Source organism: Inquilinus sp., from assembly GCF_057815775.1.
This window is the reverse complement of the sequence record NZ_JBYRFX010000943.1, coordinates 1-20266: the sequence shown is the minus strand read 5'-3', so window position 1 is coordinate 20266 and position 20266 is coordinate 1. Positions and strand designations below refer to the sequence as shown.

At 66.5% G+C, this 20266-nt stretch carries 16 protein-coding genes; 7 read left to right on the top strand and 9 right to left on the bottom strand.

Annotation, left to right across the window (positions count from 1 at the left end):
- Positions 1–27 precede the first annotated feature (27 nt).
- Positions 28–846 carry a GlxA family transcriptional regulator gene (locus AC3XYG_RS33630; protein ID WP_489144244.1) on the bottom strand — a complete coding sequence of 273 codons (819 nt, stop codon included), beginning with the start codon at positions 844–846 and terminating at the stop codon, positions 28–30.
- Positions 847–1131: 285 nt separating this feature from the next.
- Between AC3XYG_RS33630 and AC3XYG_RS33625 the strand changes: the two genes are divergently transcribed.
- The 5 genes from AC3XYG_RS33625 (at position 1132) to AC3XYG_RS33605 (ending at position 7232) form a co-directional block, all read left to right on the top strand.
- A complete protein-coding gene (locus AC3XYG_RS33625; protein ID WP_489144243.1) occupies positions 1132–2385 on the top strand; it encodes a sarcosine oxidase subunit beta family protein in 1254 nt (417 codons plus the stop codon).
- A gap of 12 nt (positions 2386–2397) precedes the next feature.
- The gene (locus AC3XYG_RS33620; RefSeq protein WP_489144242.1) at positions 2398–2700 is read left to right on the top strand and encodes a sarcosine oxidase subunit delta; all 303 of its coding nucleotides are present in this window, start codon (positions 2398–2400) and stop codon (positions 2698–2700) included.
- Positions 2697–5696, top strand: a complete 3000-nt coding sequence (locus AC3XYG_RS33615) for a sarcosine oxidase subunit alpha (RefSeq protein ID WP_489144241.1) — start codon at positions 2697–2699, stop codon at positions 5694–5696. The genes AC3XYG_RS33620 and AC3XYG_RS33615 overlap by 4 nt, the downstream gene beginning before the upstream one ends.
- Before the next feature lie 10 nt (positions 5697–5706).
- Entirely contained in the window at positions 5707–6267 is a 561-nt protein-coding gene (locus AC3XYG_RS33610) for a sarcosine oxidase subunit gamma (RefSeq protein ID WP_489144240.1), read from the top strand.
- Between the two features lie 65 nt (positions 6268–6332).
- Positions 6333–7232: a DMT family transporter gene (locus tag AC3XYG_RS33605; RefSeq protein ID WP_489144239.1), complete on the top strand. Its 900-nt coding sequence runs from the start codon at positions 6333–6335 to the stop codon at positions 7230–7232.
- A 23-nt stretch (positions 7233–7255) separates the two neighbouring features.
- Here AC3XYG_RS33605 and AC3XYG_RS33600 read toward each other — a convergent pair whose 3' ends face one another.
- The 6 genes from AC3XYG_RS33600 to AC3XYG_RS33575 all read right to left on the bottom strand — a co-directional run bounded on the left by AC3XYG_RS33600 (position 7256) and on the right by AC3XYG_RS33575 (position 14414).
- The gene (locus AC3XYG_RS33600; protein WP_489144238.1) at positions 7256–8194 is read right to left on the bottom strand and encodes an aldo/keto reductase; all 939 of its coding nucleotides are present in this window, start codon (positions 8192–8194) and stop codon (positions 7256–7258) included.
- A gap of 97 nt (positions 8195–8291) precedes the next feature.
- Positions 8292–10349 carry a molybdopterin-containing oxidoreductase family protein gene (locus tag AC3XYG_RS33595; RefSeq protein WP_489144237.1) on the bottom strand — a complete coding sequence of 686 codons (2058 nt, stop codon included), beginning with the start codon at positions 10347–10349 and terminating at the stop codon, positions 8292–8294.
- Between the two features lie 153 nt (positions 10350–10502).
- A complete protein-coding gene (gene dapF, locus AC3XYG_RS33590) occupies positions 10503–11426 on the bottom strand; it encodes a diaminopimelate epimerase (protein WP_489144236.1) in 924 nt (307 codons plus the stop codon).
- A gap of 1 nt (position 11427) precedes the next feature.
- Positions 11428–12129 (bottom strand): 2OG-Fe dioxygenase family protein, encoded by a 702-nt coding sequence (locus AC3XYG_RS33585; RefSeq protein WP_489144235.1) that lies wholly within the window; start codon positions 12127–12129, stop codon positions 11428–11430.
- Positions 12130–12156: 27 nt separating this feature from the next.
- Positions 12157–13227 (bottom strand): iron-containing redox enzyme family protein, encoded by a 1071-nt coding sequence (locus AC3XYG_RS33580; protein WP_489144234.1) that lies wholly within the window; start codon positions 13225–13227, stop codon positions 12157–12159.
- A gap of 101 nt (positions 13228–13328) precedes the next feature.
- The gene (locus AC3XYG_RS33575; RefSeq protein WP_489144233.1) at positions 13329–14414 is read right to left on the bottom strand and encodes a fatty acid desaturase; all 1086 of its coding nucleotides are present in this window, start codon (positions 14412–14414) and stop codon (positions 13329–13331) included.
- A gap of 741 nt (positions 14415–15155) precedes the next feature.
- Here AC3XYG_RS33575 and AC3XYG_RS33570 point away from each other — a divergent pair.
- Positions 15156–15809, top strand: a complete 654-nt coding sequence (locus tag AC3XYG_RS33570) for a response regulator transcription factor (RefSeq protein ID WP_489144232.1) — start codon at positions 15156–15158, stop codon at positions 15807–15809.
- Positions 15810–15952: 143 nt separating this feature from the next.
- On the opposite strand, the gene AC3XYG_RS33565 is transcribed toward AC3XYG_RS33570, so the two are convergent.
- The gene (locus tag AC3XYG_RS33565) at positions 15953–18616 is read right to left on the bottom strand and encodes a NahK/ErcS family hybrid sensor histidine kinase/response regulator (RefSeq protein ID WP_489144231.1); all 2664 of its coding nucleotides are present in this window, start codon (positions 18614–18616) and stop codon (positions 15953–15955) included.
- Positions 18617–18618: 2 nt separating this feature from the next.
- Positions 18619–19722, bottom strand: coding sequence for a nitric oxide-sensing protein NosP (nosP, locus tag AC3XYG_RS33560; RefSeq protein WP_489144230.1), 1104 nt, complete (start codon positions 19720–19722; stop codon positions 18619–18621).
- Positions 19723–20014: 292 nt separating this feature from the next.
- On the opposite strand from nosP, the gene AC3XYG_RS33555 reads away from it, so the two are divergent.
- Positions 20015–20266: alcohol dehydrogenase catalytic domain-containing protein (locus AC3XYG_RS33555; RefSeq protein WP_489144229.1), on the top strand; the 252-nt coding region annotated here is incomplete at its 3' end.

The window sequence follows — 20266 nt, the reverse complement described above, 5'->3', positions numbered from 1 at the left end:
GGCCGGCCACGAAGACGCTGCCGTCGGTCAGCCGCGAAATTCCCCGGGCGTCATCTGATGGTGTTCGCGGAAAACCCGTATGAAGTGCGAGGAATCGCAAAACCCCGTTGCCGTTGCGATGTCCGTGACCGGCTGGTCGGTCGTCTGCAGCAGAAATTCCGCCATCTGCAGGCGCAGGACCGTGTTGGCACGCGCCGGCGCCATGCCGAGAGCATGGTTGAAGTGACGTTCGAGCCGCCGCCGGCTGGTGCCCAGCTGCCGGGCGATCTCGGATGTGGCCAGGGGCGCATCCATGGATTGCTGCATCAGGAGAAGGGCTTTCTTCACCAGCGCGTCGTCGGTTGTCAGGTCGCTCGGCACCCCGGGTTGCGGCCCCTCGCCCCGCTGCGGGTCGTTGATGATCATGATGTGCAGGCTCTTGCGGGCCTGCGCGGCCCCGACATGCTTCTCCACCAGATGGGCCGCCAGATGCGCCGAGCTTGCGCCGCCGGAGCAGGTCAGCCTGTCGCGGTCGACGACGAAGATCTGGTCCGAGACGGGCTTGTACCCGTCGAACTGTTCGAGAAAATCGGCATGGTGGAACCAGCTCACACAGCAGCGATAGCCGTGCATCAGGCCCGCCCGATGCAGAATGAAGGCGCCGGTGCAGACGCCCACGAGAGCCACCCCGGCATCGGCGGCCGACTTCAGATAGGTCGTGTATTCGGGGCTGAGGCTGGGGATCTCATCCATCAGGCCCCCGATCACCGCGATGTAGTGGAATTTGCGGGGGTCGCCGAGCCGCTCATTGGGTTGCACCAGCACGCCGCAACTCGACGGGATCGGGCTCATCGTGTCCGACAGCACGGTCCATTCGCACAGGATCTGCCGGCTGCGGTCGCCGTCATCCGCGGCGAGGCGCAGCACATCGACGAAATTGGCAAAGGCGCTGAGGGTAAAGCGCCGCGCAAGGATGAATCCCACCGACAGGCGCGGCGACGGTGCCCGCTTGCTCATAGCGCCTGATGCGAACGCACTCTGCATGGGTTTCCGGGCTCCTGTCGCAAAGATGATGCTACTCTGACGCAATCATTCTGTCCAACAGTCGCCCCGGCGCGGTATGAGCTGCAACTTGGCTGGCGGAGCGGCGCGATGACCCGATTTTCCTTTTCGTCCCTCGTCAAGAATGCACTGACGAGCAACAAAAACTGGGAGCCGCAGTGGCCGGATTCGCAGCCGAAATCCGAGTATGACGTGATCGTCATCGGCGCCGGCGGCCATGGTCTCGGCACAGCCTATTACCTGGCCAAGGAACACGGCCTCAAGAACATCGCCGTCATCGAGAAGGGCTGGCTCGGTGGCGGCAACACCGGCCGCAACACCACGATCATCCGCTCGAACTATCTCTATGACGAAAGCGCGATGCTGTACGAGCACGCGATGAAGTTGTGGGAGGGGCTGAGCCAGGAGCTGAACTACAACGTCATGTTCTCACAGCGCGGCGTGATGATGCTCGCGCACAATGTCCATGACGTCCAAAGCTTCAAGCGCCACATCCATTCGAACCGGCTGAACGGCATCCACAATGAATGGCTGACGCCGGAGCAGGTCAAGGAATACTGCCCGCCGGTCAATATCGCCTCGAACGCCCGCTATCCCGTGATGGGGGCGGCCCTGCAGCGCCGCGGCGGCGTGGCGCGCCATGATGCGGTGGCATGGGGCTATGCCCGTGCCGCGGCGGCGCGCGGTGTCGACATCATCCAGAACTGCCCGGTGATCGCGATCCGCCGCGATGCCGCCGGCCATGTCACCGGCGTTGAGACGGCACGCGGCTTCATCGGCGCCAAGAAGATCGCCGTGTCCGTCGCCGGTGGCACCACCGCGCTGATGGAGACGGCCGGCGTCCGCCTGCCGCTGGAAAGCTTTCCGCTGCAGGCGCTGGTCTCCGAACCGGTCAAGCCGGTCTTCCCCTGCGTGGTGATGTCCAACACCGTGCACGCCTACCTCAGCCAGTCCGACAAGGGCGAGCTGGTGATCGGCTCGGGCACCGACCAGTATGTCTCGTACAGCCAGCGCGGCGGCCTGCCCCTGATCGAGCACACGATCGCAGCGATCTGCGAGGTGTTCCCGATCTTCACCCGGATGCGCATGCTGCGCAAATGGGCGGGGACCGTCGACGTCACCCCCGACCGCTCGCCGATCTCCGGCAAGACCCCGGTGCCCGGCCTCTACGTGAATTGCGGCTGGGGCACGGGCGGCTTCAAGGCGACGCCGGGTTCGGCCCATGTGTTCGCCCACACCGTCGCGCGGGACGAGCCCAGCCCGATCAATGCGCCGTTCACGCTCGAGCGCTTCACCACCGGCCGGCTGATCGACGAAGCCGCCGCCGCCGCCGTCGCGCATTGAAGGGGATCTGACATGCTGCTCATCCGCTGCCCCTATTGCGAGGCCGAGCGTCCCGAGCTCGAATTCACCTATGCCGGCGAGGCCCATATCGCCCGCCCGACCGACCCGTCGGCGCTGACGGATGACGAGTGGAAGAACCACCTGTTCACCCGCACCAATCCGCGCGGCACCCATTTCGAGCGCTGGCGGCACCAGCATGGCTGCGGCCGGTTCTTCAACGCTGTCCGCGACACCGTCAGCGACAAGTTCGCCATGACCTACAAGGCCGGGCTGCCCCGCCCGACCGACACCGAACTCGCGGACGCGCAGTCATGACCAGCCACCGCATTTCCGGCAAGGGCCGGGTCGACCAGCGCAAGCCGGTGCGCTTCACCTTCAACGGCGCGACCTACACCGGCTTCGAGGGCGACACGCTCGCCTCGGCGCTCCTGGCCAATGGCGTGCATCTCGTCGGCCGGTCCTTCAAGTATCATCGCCCCCGCGGCTTCCTGTCGGCAGGCTCCGAAGAGCCGAATGCGCTGGTCGGGACCAGCCGCGGCCCGGGGCGCTTCGAGCCCAACACCAGGGCGACGGTGCTCGAGCTGTTCGACGGGCTTTCGACCACCAGCCAGAACCACTGGCCGTCGCTGAAGCGCGACATCGGCGCGGTCAACGACGCGCTCTACATGCTGTTTTCGGCCGGCTTCTACTACAAGACCTTCATGTGGCCGAAGTCGTTCTGGGACAAGGTCTACGAGCCGTTCATCCGTGGCGCGGCCGGCCTCGGCAAGTCGCCCGACACGCCCGATCCCGACACCTATGCCGGCCGCTTCGCCCATTGCGACGTGCTGGTCGTCGGTGCCGGCCCGGCCGGCCTTGCTGCCGCGCTTGAAGCCGGCCGGAGCGGCGCCAAGGTCATCCTGGTGGACGAGCAGGTCGAGATCGGTGGCTCGCTGCTGTCGGAGACCGATGCCGGCATCGACGGCCTCACCGGCTGGCAGTGGCTCGACCAGGCACGGGCGGCACTCGCCGCCGCGAAGAACGTCACCGTCCTGACGCGCACCACCGCGATCGGCTACTACCACCAGAACCTCGTCGGCCTCTGCCAGCGGCTGACCGACCATCTGGCCAGCCCCCCCAAGGATGCGCCGCGCGAGCGGCTGTGGAAGGTGCGGGCGAAGCAGGTGGTGCTGGCGCAGGGCTCGATCGAGAAGCCGCTGGTGTTCGACGGCAACGATCGTCCCGGCGTCATGCTGGCCGGCGCGGCGCGCAGCTACCTGAATCGCTACGGCGTCAAGGTCGGCAGCCGCCCCGCGGTCGTGACCTCGCATGATTCCGCCTGGCTGGCAGCGTTCGACCTGGCCGAGGCCGGCGTCAAGGTCGCGGCCATCATCGACATCCGGACCGGCGTGGCGGGCCATCTCACCGCCCGCGCCGCCGCGCTGGGCATCGAGGTGCTGGCCGGCTGGACCGCGACCGGCACCACCGGCCGGCTGCGTGTTGCCTCGGTGCGCGTCAATCCGGTGGGCCGCGACGGCACCGTCGGCCCGGCGCGGACCATCGCCTGCGACGCGCTGCTGATGAGCGGCGGCTGGACGCCGAGCGTGCACCTGTTCTCGCACACCAAGGGCAAGCTCGACTGGCACGAGGACCGGCAGATGTTCCTGCCCGGCGAGCGCACCGAGGAAAGCCGCTGCGCCGGCGCCGGCAATGGCAATTTCGGCCTTGCGGCCGCCCTGGCCGAGGGCGCCTCGGCCGGTGCCGCGGCGGCCACCGATGCGGGCTTCGCCACGCAGGCCGCGGGCCACAGGGTCGACAGCGAGGTGCCGCGGGCGGGTGCCAGCAACCGCGAGCTGCCGACCGACCGGAACGCCTCGCAGGCCAAGGCCTTCGTCGACTTCCAGAATGACGTGACCGCCAAGGACATCCGGCTGGCCGTGCGCGAGGGCTTCAAGTCGATCGAGCACATCAAGCGCTACACCACCAACGGCATGGCGACCGACCAGGGCAAGACGTCCAACATCAATGGCTTGGCCATCGCCTCGGACGCGGTGAAGCGGCCGGCGCCATCGGTCGGGCTCACCACGTTCCGCCCGCCCTACACGCCGACCACCTTCGGCGCCTTTGCCGGGTACAATCGCGGCGATCTGTTCGAGGTCACGCGCAAGACGCCGATCGATGCCTGGGCGGCGGAGAACGGCGCGGTGTATGAGCCGGTGTCGCTGTGGCGGCGCGCCTGGTACTTCCCCCGCAAGGGCGAGGACATGCACCGCGCGGTCGCGCGGGAATGCAAATCGGTGCGCGCCAGCCTCGGCATGTTCGACGCCTCGACCCTCGGCAAGATCGAGATCGTCGGGCCCGATGCGGCCGAGTTCATGAACCGCATGTACACCAATGCCTGGACGAAGCTCGCGCCCGGCCGCTGCCGCTATGGCGTGATGCTGGGCGAGGACGGCTTCATCCGCGATGACGGCGTGATCGGGCGCCTCGCGAACGACCGCTTCCACGTCACCACCACGACGGGTGGCGCCGCCCGCGTCCTCACCACGATGGAGGACTACCTGCAGACCGAGTGGCCGGACCTCAAGGTCTGGCTCACCTCGGCCACCGAGCAATGGGCGGTGATCGCGCTCAACGGCCCGAATGCACGCAAGCTGATCGAGCCGCTGGTCGAGGGCATCGACCTTTCGGAGCAGGCGTTCCCGCACATGTCGGTTGCCGAAGGCCGGATCTGCGGTGTGCCGACACGGCTGTTCCGGGTCAGCTTCACCGGCGAGCTCGGCTATGAGGTCAACGTGCCGGCCCGCTATGGCCGGGCGGTGTGGGAGCAATTGCACCAGGCCGGGCAGCAGTATGGCATCACGCCGTACGGCACCGAGACGATGCATGTGCTGCGCGCCGAGAAGGGCTACATCATCGTCGGCCAGGACACGGACGGCACGCTGACGCCGGACGATGCCGCCCTCGGCTGGGCGATCGGCAAGGCCAAGCCGGACTTCGTCGGCAAGCGCTCGCTGACGCGGCCCGACATGCTGAAGGCCGACCGCAAGCAGCTTGTCGGCCTGCTGACCACCGACCCCGCCACGGTGCTGGAGGAGGGGGCCCAGATCGTCCTGGACCCGAACCAGCCGCTGCCGGCGAAGATGGTCGGGCATGTCACCTCGTCCTACTGGAGCGAGACCCTCGGGCGATCGATCGCCCTGGCGGTGATCGAAGGCGGCCGGGCGATGGAGGGGCAGACCATCCATGTCCCGATGCCGACCCGGACCCACACCGCCAAGATCGTCGGCCCCGTGTTCTTCGATCCCGAAAACAAGCGCCTGAGCGCATAGGGAAGCCACCATGATGCTCGAACATCATCCCCTGGCGGGCCGCGAGATCACCATTCCCGAAGCGGGCCGGCTGACCGTTCGCCTGGCCCCCGACGAGGCGCGCTACAGCCTGCGGCTCGATCCGGCACAGGCCGAAGAGGCAGGCCGGACCCTCGGCCTCGACCTGCCGGCCAGGATCGGCGGCCTCAGCCGGTCCGACGGCGCCACCGTCGTGAAACTCGGGCCGGATGAATCGTATCTGCTGGTGCCGCCGGGCCGGCGTGAGGCGATCGAGGCGGCGTCCGCGGCGCTGTCCCAGATGGTGCCGCACAGCCTGGTCGATGTCAGCGACCGCGAGGTCGGACTCGAGGTCGAAGGCACAGCCGCGCTGCTGGCGTTGCAGGCGGCGATTCCGTTCGACATCGAGGCGATGCCGCTGAATTCGGGGTGCCGGACGATCTTCGACCGGGCGCAGATCGTTCTGCTGCGCGAGGACCAGGAACGCTTCCGCATCGAGGTCTGGCGTTCCTTCGCCACCCATGTCTGGGACCTGCTGCAGGCCGTCAGCCACGAGATCCGGCACGGCATCTGACCGCGCCTTGGTACCCCGTATTGTTGGAGCTGTTTGCAACGAATCCATAAATTGGGGAGCCGGCCATGAGATTTACCTACGCTGCCTTCGCGCTCCTCGGCCTCTTCTGGGGCTCCAATTTCATCTATATGAAATGGGCCGCCGCCTATATCACGCCGGCGCAGATCGTTCTGCTGCGCGTCTTCTTCGGCTTCCTGCCCCTGGCCTATGCGGCCTGGCGCAAGGGCGTGATCAACCGCGGCCAGATCCGCCATCTCCCGCATTTCCTCGTCATGGCGGTGGCGGCGACCGCTTTCTATTACTTCGCGATCGCCGAGGGCACGGCGCGGCTGCCCTCGGGCGTCGCCGGCGTCCTGGGCGGGTCGATCGCGCTGTTCACCGCCCTCGCCACGCTGCTGTTCCTGCGGACGGAAAAGCTCAACAGCCTGATGGCGGCGGGTGTGCTGCTCGGCTTCGCCGGCATCGTGGTCATCGCGCGGCCCTGGGAGGGGTCCGACCGAACCATCGATATCATGGGGGTGGCCTGGATGCTGGGGGCCGCCACCATCCTCGGCGTGTCCTACGTCTATGTCCGCCGCTTCCTGTCGCCGTACAAACTGCCGCCGCTGGCGCTTGCGACCTGGCAGACCGGCCTGGCCCTGGTCGTGCTGCTGCTGGTGACGGACCGCACCGGCATGGGGCAGGTGCTGCAGAACACGCATACGGCGATCGGCGTGGCCGTGGGGCTCGGCGTGCTCGGCACCGGCGGGGCCTTCCTGATCTACTATTATCTGCTGCAGGAGCTGGGCGCGGTCGCGGCTTCGGGGGCGACCTACCTCACCCCCGTCGTGGCCTTGGCGATCAGCTGGGTGGCCGGAGAGAAGGTCGGCGTGCTTGAGATCGGCGCCGTCGTCCTGATCGTCGGCAGCATCGCGATGCTGCAGATCGGCCGCCAGCGGGCGGTTCGCGCGGCGACCGCCGGCTGACGGCCGGGTTCAGCGGGGCGATGCTACCAGCGGCTGTGGACAAGCCCCTTGATGCCGCTGTCGTAGATCTCCCGCACCCTGGCCAGGATCTCGGGCGGCAGCGGGTCGAGGTCGGCGGCCACGGCATTCTCCTCGATCTGCTCCGGCCGCCGGGCGCCCGGGATCACGCAGGACACGGCTTCGTTCATCAGGATCCAGCGCAGCGACCATTGCGCCATCGTCGCATTCCGCGGCACCAGCGGCGTCAGCCGCCGGACCGCCTCCAGGGCGGCGCCATAGTCCACGCCGGAAAATGTCTCGCCCCGGTCGAAATGCTCGCCGAACCGGTTGTAGTGCCGATGATCATCCGCCGCGAAGTGCGTGTCCCTCGTGAGCTTTCCGCTCAGAAGCCCGGATGACAGCGGCAGCCGTGCCAGAATTCCGACCTTGCGGCGTCTGGCTTCGGCAAAGAACAGATCGGCCGGACGTTGCCGGAAGATGTTGTAGACGATCTGCACGCTGCGGACGACCGGGTGTTCGAGAGCCATCAGCCCCTCTTCGACCCGATTGACGCTGATGCCGCAGTGCCTGATTTTGCCCGCCCTGACGAGGTCTTCCAGAATGGCGAAGATCTCCGGCCGGTAATAGACGTCGGTCGGCGGTGAATGGAGCTGCAGCAGGTCGATCGCCTCCACCCCGAGATTCCGCAGGCTGCGGTCGACGAAGGCGGAGAGGTTCTCGCGATTATACCCCTCCGCCGTATGGGGGTCGAGGCGCAGTCCCGCCTTGGTGGCGATATAGAACGGCTCCTTCCGCGATTTCCGCAATTCACCGAGCAGCCGCTCGCTGCGGCCATCGCCATACACATCCGCGGTGTCGAAGAAATTGACGCCGAGATCGAGGGCCCGGTTGAGCGTCGACATCGCCTGGGCATCGTCGACCGCGCCCCAGGAGCCGCCGAAGGGCCATGTCCCCAGGCTCACGCTCGAAATGTTCCACCCCGTGCTGCCGAACGACCGGTATCTCATCGCGATCTGCCTTTCTGGAAATGGCTTGGAGGCCTTGCAGCCATGGGCCCCGTCACGGCACCGGCTCAAGATCGACCCGGTTGTCGCCGAAGACCGAGCCGCCGCCCAGATCGGCATCGCGCTCATCGACGGTGGCATTGAGGTTCGAGCCATTGCCGGATTTCAGCCACGGCCCCTTCGTGCTTGCCAGGACACCCTGGCGCACCTCCGCGCTCACGCTGATTTCCGCGACGAAGGATCCGCGATCGTTGAAGACCCGGACAGCCTGCCCGGTTGCGAGGCCGCGCGCGGTGGCGTCCTCGGAATTGATCAGGACCCTGGCCGGGCCGGCCCGGCGGCCCAGCTCCGGATGGTTGGCGAAGGTCGAGTTCAGCAGGTAGTGGGACGCACCGCTCACCAGGACGAAGGGATGGGTCCGGGCCAGGCGCGCATTCATGACTTCGGCCGGCGGTGTGAAGCCCGGGATCGGATCATGCCCGTCCTCCGCCGCCCGGGCGGAATAGAATTCGAGCCGGCCCGACCGGGTCGGGAATCCGTCCGCGAAGGGCACGAAGATCTTGGGGTAGTTCAGCCGGGCCCAGCCCTGCTCGCGCAGCCGATCCAGGGTGATCCCATGCAGCGACGGATGATCGGTGTCGAGCAGCTGTGCGGCCATCGCCTCGTCTGAATCGTAGAGGCAGGGTTCGTTGAGGCCCATCCGGCGGGCCAGCCGCCGAAAGGTCTCCGTCGTCGACAGGCATTCGCCCGGTGCGGCGACGGCCGGTTCGTTCCAGGCAATGCACAGATGGCCGTAGCCATCATGCAGATCGGCATGCTCCGTCTGCATCGTTGCCGGCAGCACGATGTCGGCGTAATCGGCCGTGTCGGTCAGGAAATGATCCACCACAACCGTGAACAGATCCTCGCGCGCCAGGCCCTGCCGGATCTTCTCCTGGTGCGGCGAGCTGGCGAGCGGGTTGGCGGCGTAGACGACAAGGGCCATGACCGGCGGGTCGGATTTCTCGAGCAGCCCTTCGCCCAGCCGCGTCATCGACAGTTTCCGCACCGGTTTCGTGAGGAGGTCGTCGCGATAGAGCGCGGCGCGATTGCCGCCGAAATACCCGTCGGTGGAATACATCAGGCCGCCGCCCGGCCGCCCCCAATCGCCCGTCACGCCGCCGATGCTGGCCAGGATCCTGAGCGTCATGCCGCCGCCGGCATGCCGCTGCACCCCCTGGCCGGCCTTGATGGCGGTCGGTCGGGTGTGTGCGATCCGGGTGCCCAGTTCGACGATGCGTGCCTCGTCGATGCCGGTGATTTCGGCCACGCGCGCCGGCGGATACTCCAGGATTCTGTCCCGGAACGCGTCCCAGCCGAGGGTCTGCTGCTCGATATAGCAGCGATCCTCGCAGCCGAGCGTGACGACGACATGGAGCAGCCCGAGCGCCAGGGCCGCGTCGGTGCCCGGCAGGGGAGCCAGATGCTCGTCGGCCTGCCGCGCGGTGCGGGTGAGGACCGGGTCGATCACGACGATATGGGCGCCCTTGCGCCGGGCCTCCTTGATGAAGAACCAGGGATGATGCCCAGTCGTGAGCGTGTTGGTGCCCCAGAGGATGATCAGCCGCGCCTCGCCGAGCGCTTCGGGGTCGATGCCGCGCGTGGTCCCGGTGGCGTAGTCATGCCCGACCAGCCCGGCGATCGAGCAGATGGTCATGTCGTGCATCGATGCGCCCAGTGCGTTCCACAGGCGGCTGCCCGCCCGCCCCTGGATGCCCTGGAGATAGCCGAGCGTCCCGGTGCCCTGGTACGGCCAGATCGCCTCGCCGCCATGGCGGTCCACGACCGTCTGCAGCCGTTCCGCCATCTCGTCCAGGGCGTCGTCCCAGCTGATCCGGGCGAACTGCCCGCTGCCCTTCGGGCCGGATCGGCGCATCGGATACAGCAGGCGGTCGGGTGAGGCCGTGTGGTCCAGGTAATTGTTCACCTTCACGCACAGCGTCCCGCGCGTGATCGGGTGGTCGGGCTGGCCCTCCAGCTTGACGGCCACACCGTCGCGGACCGTCACCTGCCAGGCGCAGCCATCGGGACAGTCCAAGGGACAGGCGCCCACGATCGTCTTGGTTTCATGCATGGCCAGATCATCCGTTCATGGCAGGTCTCACCGATCGGGGGGCCCGAAGGGCCCATCCCGCGGTCGCATCCAGGGGCGATCGCCGTCCGGCGAGACGGTCTCCGAGACGTCGCCCGGGGCCCGGATGGCCCAGGCGCAGGTGAGGCGGCGTGGTCAGGGCCGATGCGCGGCCGGGGCGGCGTGGGAGGCGAGGTGTTCGCGCAGCTTCGATGCGAACATTCCCATCGTCACATGGCGGACTTCACCGGTCAGGAAGACCTCTCCGGACGGCGCGACCGACACCGAGACCATGCCGCCCGGCATCTGCACCGTCACATCGGGCCCGACATGGCCCAGGGCGTGGGCCGCGCAGGCAATGGCGCAGGCCCCGCTGCCGGACGCGGACACGTATCCGGCCCCGCGCTCCCAGATCTCGGCGCGGAGGCTGTGCCGGTCCAGGATCTTCGCCATCCCGACATTGATCCCCTTCGGGAAGACCGGGGCGCCGGAGATCGCCCGGCCGAGCCGCTGGATCCGCTCGGGCGACAGGTCGTCGTCGAACAGGACGCAGTGCGGATTGCCGTTGTTCATGCAGGTGACGGCCAGGACCGCGCCATCGACCTCGATCCGCTCGTCGACGATCCTTCGCCTCGGCCCCGCGGCCGGGATCCCGGCGCTGTCGAAGCTGGGGATGCCCAACCCGACCTTGAAGACACCGGCCGCGACATTGAAATCGAGCGCTTCGATCGACGCCGGTCCGGCCGCCGTTTCCACGACGAACCGGTCGCGCCCGACATAGCCCTGCATCCGCAGGTAATGCGCGAAGATGCAAAGGCCGTTGCCGCTTCTCCGGCATTCGCTGCCGTCCGAGTTGAAGATCCGAAGGCGGATGGCTCCGCCCTCGATGAACGGCCCCCACAGCACCCCGTCGGCCCCGATGCCGCGCCGCCGGTGGCAGAGTTCGACGACGCTTTCGGGCGTCACCGGCACCGGCGACCGCATGGGATCGATCACCAGGTAGTCATTGCCCAGCGCCTCGTATTTGACGAACTCGCTGGCGATGCCACCGCGTTCGGCGATCGCAAGGGGTGCGTTCATCTCACGCCTCTTGCGGTTCGACGAGGGCCTCGCGCTCGAACTTCTCGCCGTACCAGCGCTCGGACCAGCGGGAGTAGGAGACGATCAGTGTGTCGCGATACGCCGCCTGATCATCGTCGATCGCCTCGATATCGCTGACATAGTGCCAGAGGTTCATGTCGTCGAGCACGACCCCCTGCCCGGCGCTGAGCGTCGTCGCCAGGAACGGCGTTTCCTTGGCGTCATCCGGGCGCAGCGTCATCTCGGCGCCGGTGACGTTGTGCCGGTCATAGACGCCGATGAACACAAATTCATGGCCATCCTTGTGCGGCCCCTCCGGCACGACCACGCCCTCGACCTCGCCCTTCTTCACGAAGATCCGGATCTGGTGGACGTTGATCTGCCAGGGGATGCTGGCGTCGAGCGAAATCGCGTTGGTCGCCAGCCGGATGACGTCCGAGAAGTCGCTGACGATCGGACCATATTCGCGGCGGATGCCGCCGGCGACCGGGTTGAACTTCGGATAGGTGATATACGGCTTGTGCGGCAGCCGTTCGAGGTGCCAGTCGCTGCCGATATGGTCCAGGCGATACTGCGCGAAGCGGCGATAGCGGTTTCGCACGGGAACATAGATGTCGAGATCGAGGTTGCCGAAACTGGCCTTGACCTGGTCGGCGACCGGCGGCAGGTCCAGGATCACATATCCTTGCGGGTTCAGCGCCATGGTGTGCTTCCTTCGTGGCTTGGGAAATCAGTGGCTTGCGGTATCGCTGAAGCCTGTGCGGGCCAGCAGGGCGTCGAGATAGCGCTCGGAGGAATTGAGCCGGACCAGGGCACCGATCGCGATGTCGCGGCCCACCCGGGGGTCCTGGTCCATCGCGGGCTGCACGACATTCCGGAACCAGCCGGCCGCATGCCCGGCATCCACGCTGATGTGCAGCTCGTGGTAGTGCATGCCTTTTTCGGGCAGCCCGAGCCGCTTCCAGGCGGAGACGAGATTCCGGAACCGTCGGGGCGCGAGGTATTCCGTGACGCCGTAATATCCGATGGCCTTGAAATAATGCTGCCGCCGCAGCGACAGCGCGGCCGAGAGATTGCCGCAGGCCTTTGCCTCGAAGAGGTAATGCTGGTCGATGTAATCCTTGGTGATATCGAGCTCGGCCAGGGCGTCCTCGAACAGCACGGAGTGCATGTCCGAGATCTGGCCATTGCCCATCTCATCCCAGTAATTGGCGGCGAGCTCCAGCTTGGCGCCGCCCTTCGCGCCCAGCTGGATCAGGGCGAGAATGTCGTCGAAGCGCGGATCCAGGCACGTCTCCTGCGCCAGCAGATATTTCAGGTCCTCCCGCGTGCTGTGGTCTTGGATGAACGCATGATAGAACGGGTGCCGGCTGGCGCGATGGCCTGAGATCAGGCGCTTGAGCCAGTTCACATATTCGCTGCCATCCGTCGGGTGATCGCCCAACTGGCTCGTGGCCTGTTCGATCTCGCCTTCGAGCAGGGCGTCTTCCAGGATGGACGCGATATCGCGCAAGATCGGCAGCGTCTCGCAATCGGCTTGCGTCACGTCGGCCGGGGCGAACTCCCTGACATAGATCGTCTCGAGGATATCGTGGACGATCTCCCAATTCGATTTCCCGTCCGAGCGTACCGTGCCGGCATCGTCCAGAAGAGAACGGCAGTCGGCTGCGATCTGTGCGCGGAAGGCGTAGTCCCGATTGGCAAAACGCCAGGCGATCCCATCCATATCCGGTAGGGCGTCGATGAAGGTTTGCAGCCGCGAGGATGGGGGCGCTTCTGTCAGGCTGGACATCGCGAGCATGGTTTTGACTCTCCCTTGCAAGGATCGATCGTTGTCACAGCGCCGCGCGCACCGGACGCTGTGTTGTTTCTGGTCGATCAATCGGTGGCGGTCTGGAAATATTAAGCCGGCAGCGATCTGGCTATGCTGGCGCTGCGCTCGATGGAGCAGGCGTAGACATGGTCGAGAAGGCCGCCCCATTCGTCCGTATACTCGCCGTATTTATCGATACGGCTGGCTGAGACCTCGGCATATCTGGAGAATTTGGCGTTGACCCAATCCGATGTCGGCTGCCGGTGATGGAAGTCATGCTGGCCTTCGTCGCCGACAAGGATGAAGAGGCGGTACGGCAGATAGACGAACGCCAGGCGCGTCCACCATTTCGTCCACAGCCAGATCCTCGAGACCAACGGCCGGCCCGCCGTGTCGGGGACGCTTTCACCGCAAAACCGTCCGAAGCACACCTCCTCCAGGTCGCGCTTCCCGGTGTTGTCGGCTGACGGCCAGCGGTGCTCCGTCAGGATATTGATGAGCATCGATGCCTGGAACAGCACGCTCATCGGCAGCAGCCACAGGACGGCGAAATACAGCCAGAGATCGAAATAGGCGACCACCGACAGCATCAGCAGGATCCAGAGCGGCGAGGCCACCAGCTTATATTTGGCTCCGCTGACACTGTATTGGAGCCTCTCGAGAAAATTGGTGACGTGGTATCGGGGGGACAACAACGTTGCCACCAGCCGCCGCCGGACGGCGCCGCGCGGCATGCCGGCGAAGAATCCCCATTCATTCAGAAACTGCGTGTCGGGATCCCCGGCCAGCCGCGTCAGGCGATGGTGTGTGGCGTGCTCGTGCTTGAATTCCGAATAATGCTGCGTCCAGAACAGGACGGAAATGGCTTCCGCGACCGCTTTGTTGACGCGACGCTGCGGGCTGAAGATGTGGTGCGTGCAGCAATGCTCGATCACCACGAACAGCATGCGGACGCCGCCGGTGGTCAGAAGCCAGGACAGCGGCAGGAGCAGGATGCTGACCCAGGACAGGTGATGCAGGGCCACGGCACCGACCAGCAGGCCGAGAAGGATTTCGCCGGCCGTACAGATCACCAGACGCCAGGGTGTCCAGCGGAGCAGCGGGGCCTGGCCCGGCAATGGCATCCCGGTCAGCCATGTCAGAAACGGCTGCATGAAGCCCGGAAGATCCGCCATCGACTCTCGCGGATTCTGCGCAGAGTCGGTCGCTTGGCGACCTTTGGGAATGGCTGGAGAGACAGATGGTCTCCCGATCGGTTGTGAGGTGAACATTGGCTCCCCACCTTAAAATTTTGGTGCCGGATGGCAGAAATCGACGGCTCTATTCGTGACCCACAAGACAACGGAGTTCGTCACCCCAGCCGGCATGAAGAGAAAACATGACGCCGGAGCCCGGATGTCGACCAATGCCCCGGGATTGCAGGGACAGTGGGCTAGAACGCTTAATTCCGAGGCGCCGATCAGGACGCCTCATATCTCCGAACGGCGGGACGCCAATCTTCCTCCGACTGGCGCCCCGAACAGGAATGCCGGATGGGCGAACATGCACTCCCGTGAGGGCTGAGCCATTTCAGAGCCCAATCGACTGCCGCTACGAGCTCACCTTGGCCGCGACTTCACCTTGGCCAGCGGGACGCAGATATGGAAGCATATATCTGGGAATATATTCATGAGGGTGGCTGGCCCGGCCAAGCCGTCGGGCATGCGCGACAAGCGCGACGCCCGCGACATCGCCCAGCTCCTCCGCTCCGGCTGGTAGGTCGGGTGCACGTCAAGAGCATCGAGAGCCACCACACCCGGCTCCCCGGATATTCGCTGTGACTTACGACCAAAGGCCAACCCCGGCCCTTCCTGCTTGACCCGGGGAGTCCCAGGGCGTCCAATCGCTGACCCGAAGTCGATACAGGGAAGTTGCCCATGCGCACGGTCCTGGTCGCTGACGATCACCCGATGTTCCGTGAGGCCCTCGCGGGCACTCTCAAATCGCTCGACGACCAAGTCGATGTGCTGGAAAGCGGCACTTTCGGCGAGGCGGTCGAGCGGATCGCATCGGTGATGGACATCGATCTCATTCTGCTCGACCTCCGCATGCCCGGGATGAACGGGGTGAAGGGGGTACGGTCGCTGCGCACGCGCCGGCCGGACGTGCCGGTCGCCGTGATCTCGGCGCTGGCCGACAGCTTCGTCATGCGCGAATGCTTCGATGCCGGGGCCGTCGGCTATATCCCCAAATCGCTGTCGCGCGACGCCATCGTCTCCGCCATCTCCACGATCCTGGACGGCGGCAGCTTCACGCCGACCGAAGGGCTGGACACCATCGGCTCGGATGAGCTGGAGGAGGATGAGCCGCTCGACGAGGCCGTGCGCTGCCGCTTCGAACTGCTGACCAACCAGCAGCGCAAGGTGCTGGAGCTGATGGCCGAGGGCCTGCTGAACAAGCAGATCGCCTACGCCATCGACGTCCAGATCACCACGGTCAAGGCGCATGTCTCCAGCCTGCTGCAGAAGCTCGGCGTGTCGAGCCGCACCCAGGCGGTGATCCTGTTCCAGCGATACCGCCGCAGCCTGTGATCCGGACGACCTCCTAGGCCCCGCGGGGAATGCGCTGGCGTGAGCCGAATGGCGGTGGTTCCGAAAACCGAAGCGCAGCGGACATCTCGTCCGTGAGCACCGGAAGCGGAGAAACCGCCGTCAGGCCGGCCGCGCCAGCGCATTCACCGCCGGGCCGAAGCGATCATGGCGCGCAGCCGGGCTGGCTTGATCGGCTTGGTCAGCAGGCTCACCGCCGACAGGGCATTCACCATCGACTGCAGCTCCGGGCTTCGATCGGCCGTGATCACCGCCGCCGGAATATCCTCGTTCAGCAGATGCCGCAGCGCGATGATCAGCTCGGTGCCACGGTGGTCGTTGTCGAGGTGATAGTCCGCCAGCACGATGTCCGGCCGGAAACCTTCCCGCCCGATCCGGGCTTCTGCCTCCGCCCGGTCGGCGGCGGTCGCGACCTGGCACCCCCAGCCGCGCAGCAGCCGGGCCATGCCGTCCAGGATGGCGGCATCGTTGTCGATCACCAGCACGCGGACGCGATCGACCGAACTGGGCACGATCGCGACGGCGGCTGGCCGGGGCGCCATGCAGTCCTGCAGGGGGTCGGCGAGAGGAACGAGGACCGAGAAGGCCGAGCCGCGTCCCACGATTGACCGCACCCGCACCTCGTAGCCGAGCAGCCGGCTGATGCGGCGGACGATCGACAGGCCGAGGCCGTAGCCCTTCTGCCCGCCATCCGGGCTGTCCAGGCGGCGGAATTCCTCGAAGATCTCGTCCAGCCGCTCCTGCGGGATGCCGATGCCGGTATCGACCACCATGATCTCGGCCTTGCTGCCGCGCCGGCGGACCCCGAACAGGATCCGCCCGGTGTTGGTGTAGCGGCAGGCATTGGTCAGCAGGTTCTGCAGCAGCCGGCGCAGCAGCTGCGGGTCCGAGCAGACGGTGAGGGTGGAGGGCAGCAAGGTGAAGGTGACGCCCTTGTGCTCGGCCAGCGCCGCGGTCTCGTCGCGCAGGGCCTCCATCAGCGGCGGCAGCGGGACGCTCTGCAGATTGGCGCCGACCCGCCCGGCATCGAGCTTGGAGATGTCGAGCAGGATGTTGAGCAGGTCCTCCACATTCTCCAGCGCGTGGTCGATCTTGCCGAGCAGAGCCTCGCCCTCCGGCGGCAGCGACGTGTCCTCCAGCGTGGCGACGAACAGGCGGGCGGCGTTCAGCGGCTGCAGCAGATCATGGCTGGCGTCGGCCAGGAACTTGGTCTTGCTGACATTGGCCCGTTCGGCCTCGATCTTGGCGACGCGCAGCTCGCGGGCGATGCGGCGCCGCTTCTCCACCTCCAGCGACAGGGTCTCGTTCAGCCGGGACAGCGTCGCGGTGCGCTCGTGGACCCGGCGCTCCAGCTCCTCATTCGCCGCCTCCAGGATGCGCTCGGCGCGCCGGCGCTCGGTGATGTCCTGGATCAGGGTGAAGAAGCCGACCACCTCGTCGCGATGGTTGCGATGCGGCACATAGGTGGCGAAGCCGAAGCGCGGCTCGGTCTCCGATCCGCGTAGCGGCAGGTCGAAGGTCACGGTGGCGCCGGCCAGCGCCCGTTCGAGATAGGGCCGGCGGTGGGCATGCTCGGCCTCGCCCAGCACCGACAGCAGGGTCTGGCCCAGGATCGGCGTGCCGCTGGGGGCATAGCCGGCGCGGTAGGCACGGTTGACGAAGCGGTAGCGCTGGTCGCGGTCGACATAGGAGATCATGGTCGGCACGGCGTTGGCGAACAGCCGGATCCGCTGCTCGCTGTCCAGCAGTGCCTCCTCGGCCAGCTTGCGCTCGGTGATCTCGACATAGGAGGTGACGAAACCGCCATCCGGCATCGGGTCACCCTTGACCTCGAACCAGCGTCCGTTCAGCGCGACCTCGAGCGGCGACCGGGAAGCACGATCCGCGCCGGTGCCGGTCGGCGTGGCGATAGCCAGGGCCGGGGCCCCGCGCGCATCGTTGAACTCCTGGAACCGGCGATACGATGCGCCCGGCTTGCGCAGCTCGGCCGGCAGCTCCAACAGCTCGCCATACCGCCGGTTGGCCGTGACCAGATGCTGGTCGCGGTCGAACACGGCGACGCCGATCGACATGCTCTCCAGCGTCGCCTGCAGGTGCTCCGACCGTTCGGCCAGCGCCTTCTCGCGCTCCTGCCGCTCGGCGTCCTTCAGGTCGGTGATGTCGGTGTAGATCGAGGCGATGCCGCCTTCGATCGACCGCCGGTCGTTGACCTGCACCCAGCGGCCGTCGGCCAGGGCATAGACCCAGCGCTGCGCACCGCCGCCGCGGGTCGAGGCCCGCTGCAGCCGGCGTTCGGCGACCCAGAGGTCCGGGGCCAGCCCGTCCGACTGGATGATCCTGGCATCAAGGCCCAGCCGGATCAGCGCGTCGAGCGACAGGCCCGGCCGGATGCTGTCCGTCAGCTGCGGCCAGAAATCGAGGAAGCGGCGGTTGAACAGGATCAGCCGGTCCTCGGGGTCGAAGATGGCGAAGCCCTCGGAGATGCTGTCGATCGCATCCTGCAGCCGGCTCTGCGCCGTCTGGCTGGACACGATCGCCTCGCTGAGCTCGAGGTTCGACTGCTCGACCGCCTGCAGCGCGTGCTCCAGCTCCTTGGTCCGGTCGCGCACCTTCTGGTCGAGCAGGATGGCGGTCTGGAACAGCTGGTAGGCGTTGCCCTGCATGTCGAGGCTGTGCTCGACCCGCTGCATCAGGGCCCGGTTGATCTCGGTCAGCTTGGCGACGTTGCGCCGGAGGGCGGTCTCCTGGTCTCCGATCGGTCGATCCTGCTCCGCCGTGTCCCGTCCCATGCTCAGCTCGGCCCGAAGGCGATTCCCGTGAAGGTCTGGCTGACATGCATCATGCCGAACTGCTCGCCATAAGTGTTGAAGCCGACGACGTTGTTCTGGGCCATGATCCGGGACACCTCGGTCAGCATCTGGTGCTGCTCCATCTCGACGTAGCGCAGCACGCAATCGAAGCCGATCACCGCCTCGATGCTTCCCAATTGCGCGCGCAGTTCGTCGAACAGGGACACCAGATTCGCGACGAGATCGCCGCTCTTTGCGACGCTGAGGATGATTCCCTCGTCGATGGCGCAGAAGAAATGCAGGCAGCCATCGGCATCGACCCGCTGGATGGCGCGGACATAGTGCCGGCCGCCGGCCTTGACGACGAGCGGATGCGAGGCGAAGACCAGCGGCGTCAGGTCGGCCCGGGTCAGCCCGATCAGCCGGGCGTATTCCTCGGCCGCGGGCTCGGCGTTGATCTCCATCACCAGGCGCTGCGACGGATCGGCCCGGGTCACCACCATCTTCTGGTCGAGCGCATGGAAATGCTGCCGCTCGAAGACCCGGAATTCGAGATCGGTCGACACCAGGATCAGCAGCGAGGCGTTGTCCATCACCCGGCCGTCGAGAAAGATCGCGGTTTCGCGGAAGGCCAGGTTGTCGCCGGCCGAGCCGCCGACCAGGGGGATCTCGCCCAGCGCGTCACCCAGGGCGCTGACGATGATCTCCTCATGCATCGACAGCCCGTCATTGATCAGCAGGGCGAAGGTTCGCGACGGCGCGAATGTGCGGTCGAGGGCCTGGTGTTCGGCCATCAGCGCCTTGGCCAGGGCCGATCCGTCGGCGATCTCGAAGCGCGACATCGGCTCGATCAGCCGGACCGAGGCGGCGAAGTGGTCGGCGCACAGGCTCATGCCGGTGATGGTGCCCTGGCGATAGCCGACCGGCGTGATTTCGCCGGCGGTGGTGCAGCCCAGCACCCGGACGTCCGGCACCCGGCGGGAAATCGCGGCCAGCACCGACGGCACGTCGTAGGTGGGGGAGCAGAACAGCAGGATCATCTCCATGTGGTCCTGCACGATCGCCGCCAGCAATTCCTCGACCGCCTCTTCGGTCGATGCCCGCATGCTCGTGCCTCGGCGAATGCCGCAGGATCCGGCATGGGCAGGTCTCTCCTGGGACTGGTTTTCTTGTTGCATCGCTTCCTCCCGAGAAGCTTAGCGGGCCCTTCTGGCGGGGACCACTGATCCAAGGTGCAACTATTGGGCCGGATCGCGCTTAGCCCAAAGTCCTATTCCGGCGGGACTTTCTTTGTCGGTACCGTTTTCCCGCAGGTTCGGGCGTCGTCTCGGCCGGATGGCGGCGCCATGGGGCGGTCCGCTCTGTTCGTGCCGGGTGACGGCTGTCGGGAGAGAAGCGATGAAGACGCGTGCCGCCGTAGCCGTCGCCGCCGGGAAGCCGCTGGAGATCCTGGAGGTCGATCTCGAGGGGCCGAAGTTCGGCGAGGTGCTGGTCGAGATCAAGGCGACCGGGATCTGCCACACCGACGAGTTCACGCTGTCGGGCGCGGATCCGGAAGGGCTGTTCCCGTCGATCCTGGGCCATGAGGGTGCGGGCGTCGTCGTCGATGTCGGGATGGGCGTCACCACCCTGAAGAAGGGCGACCATGTC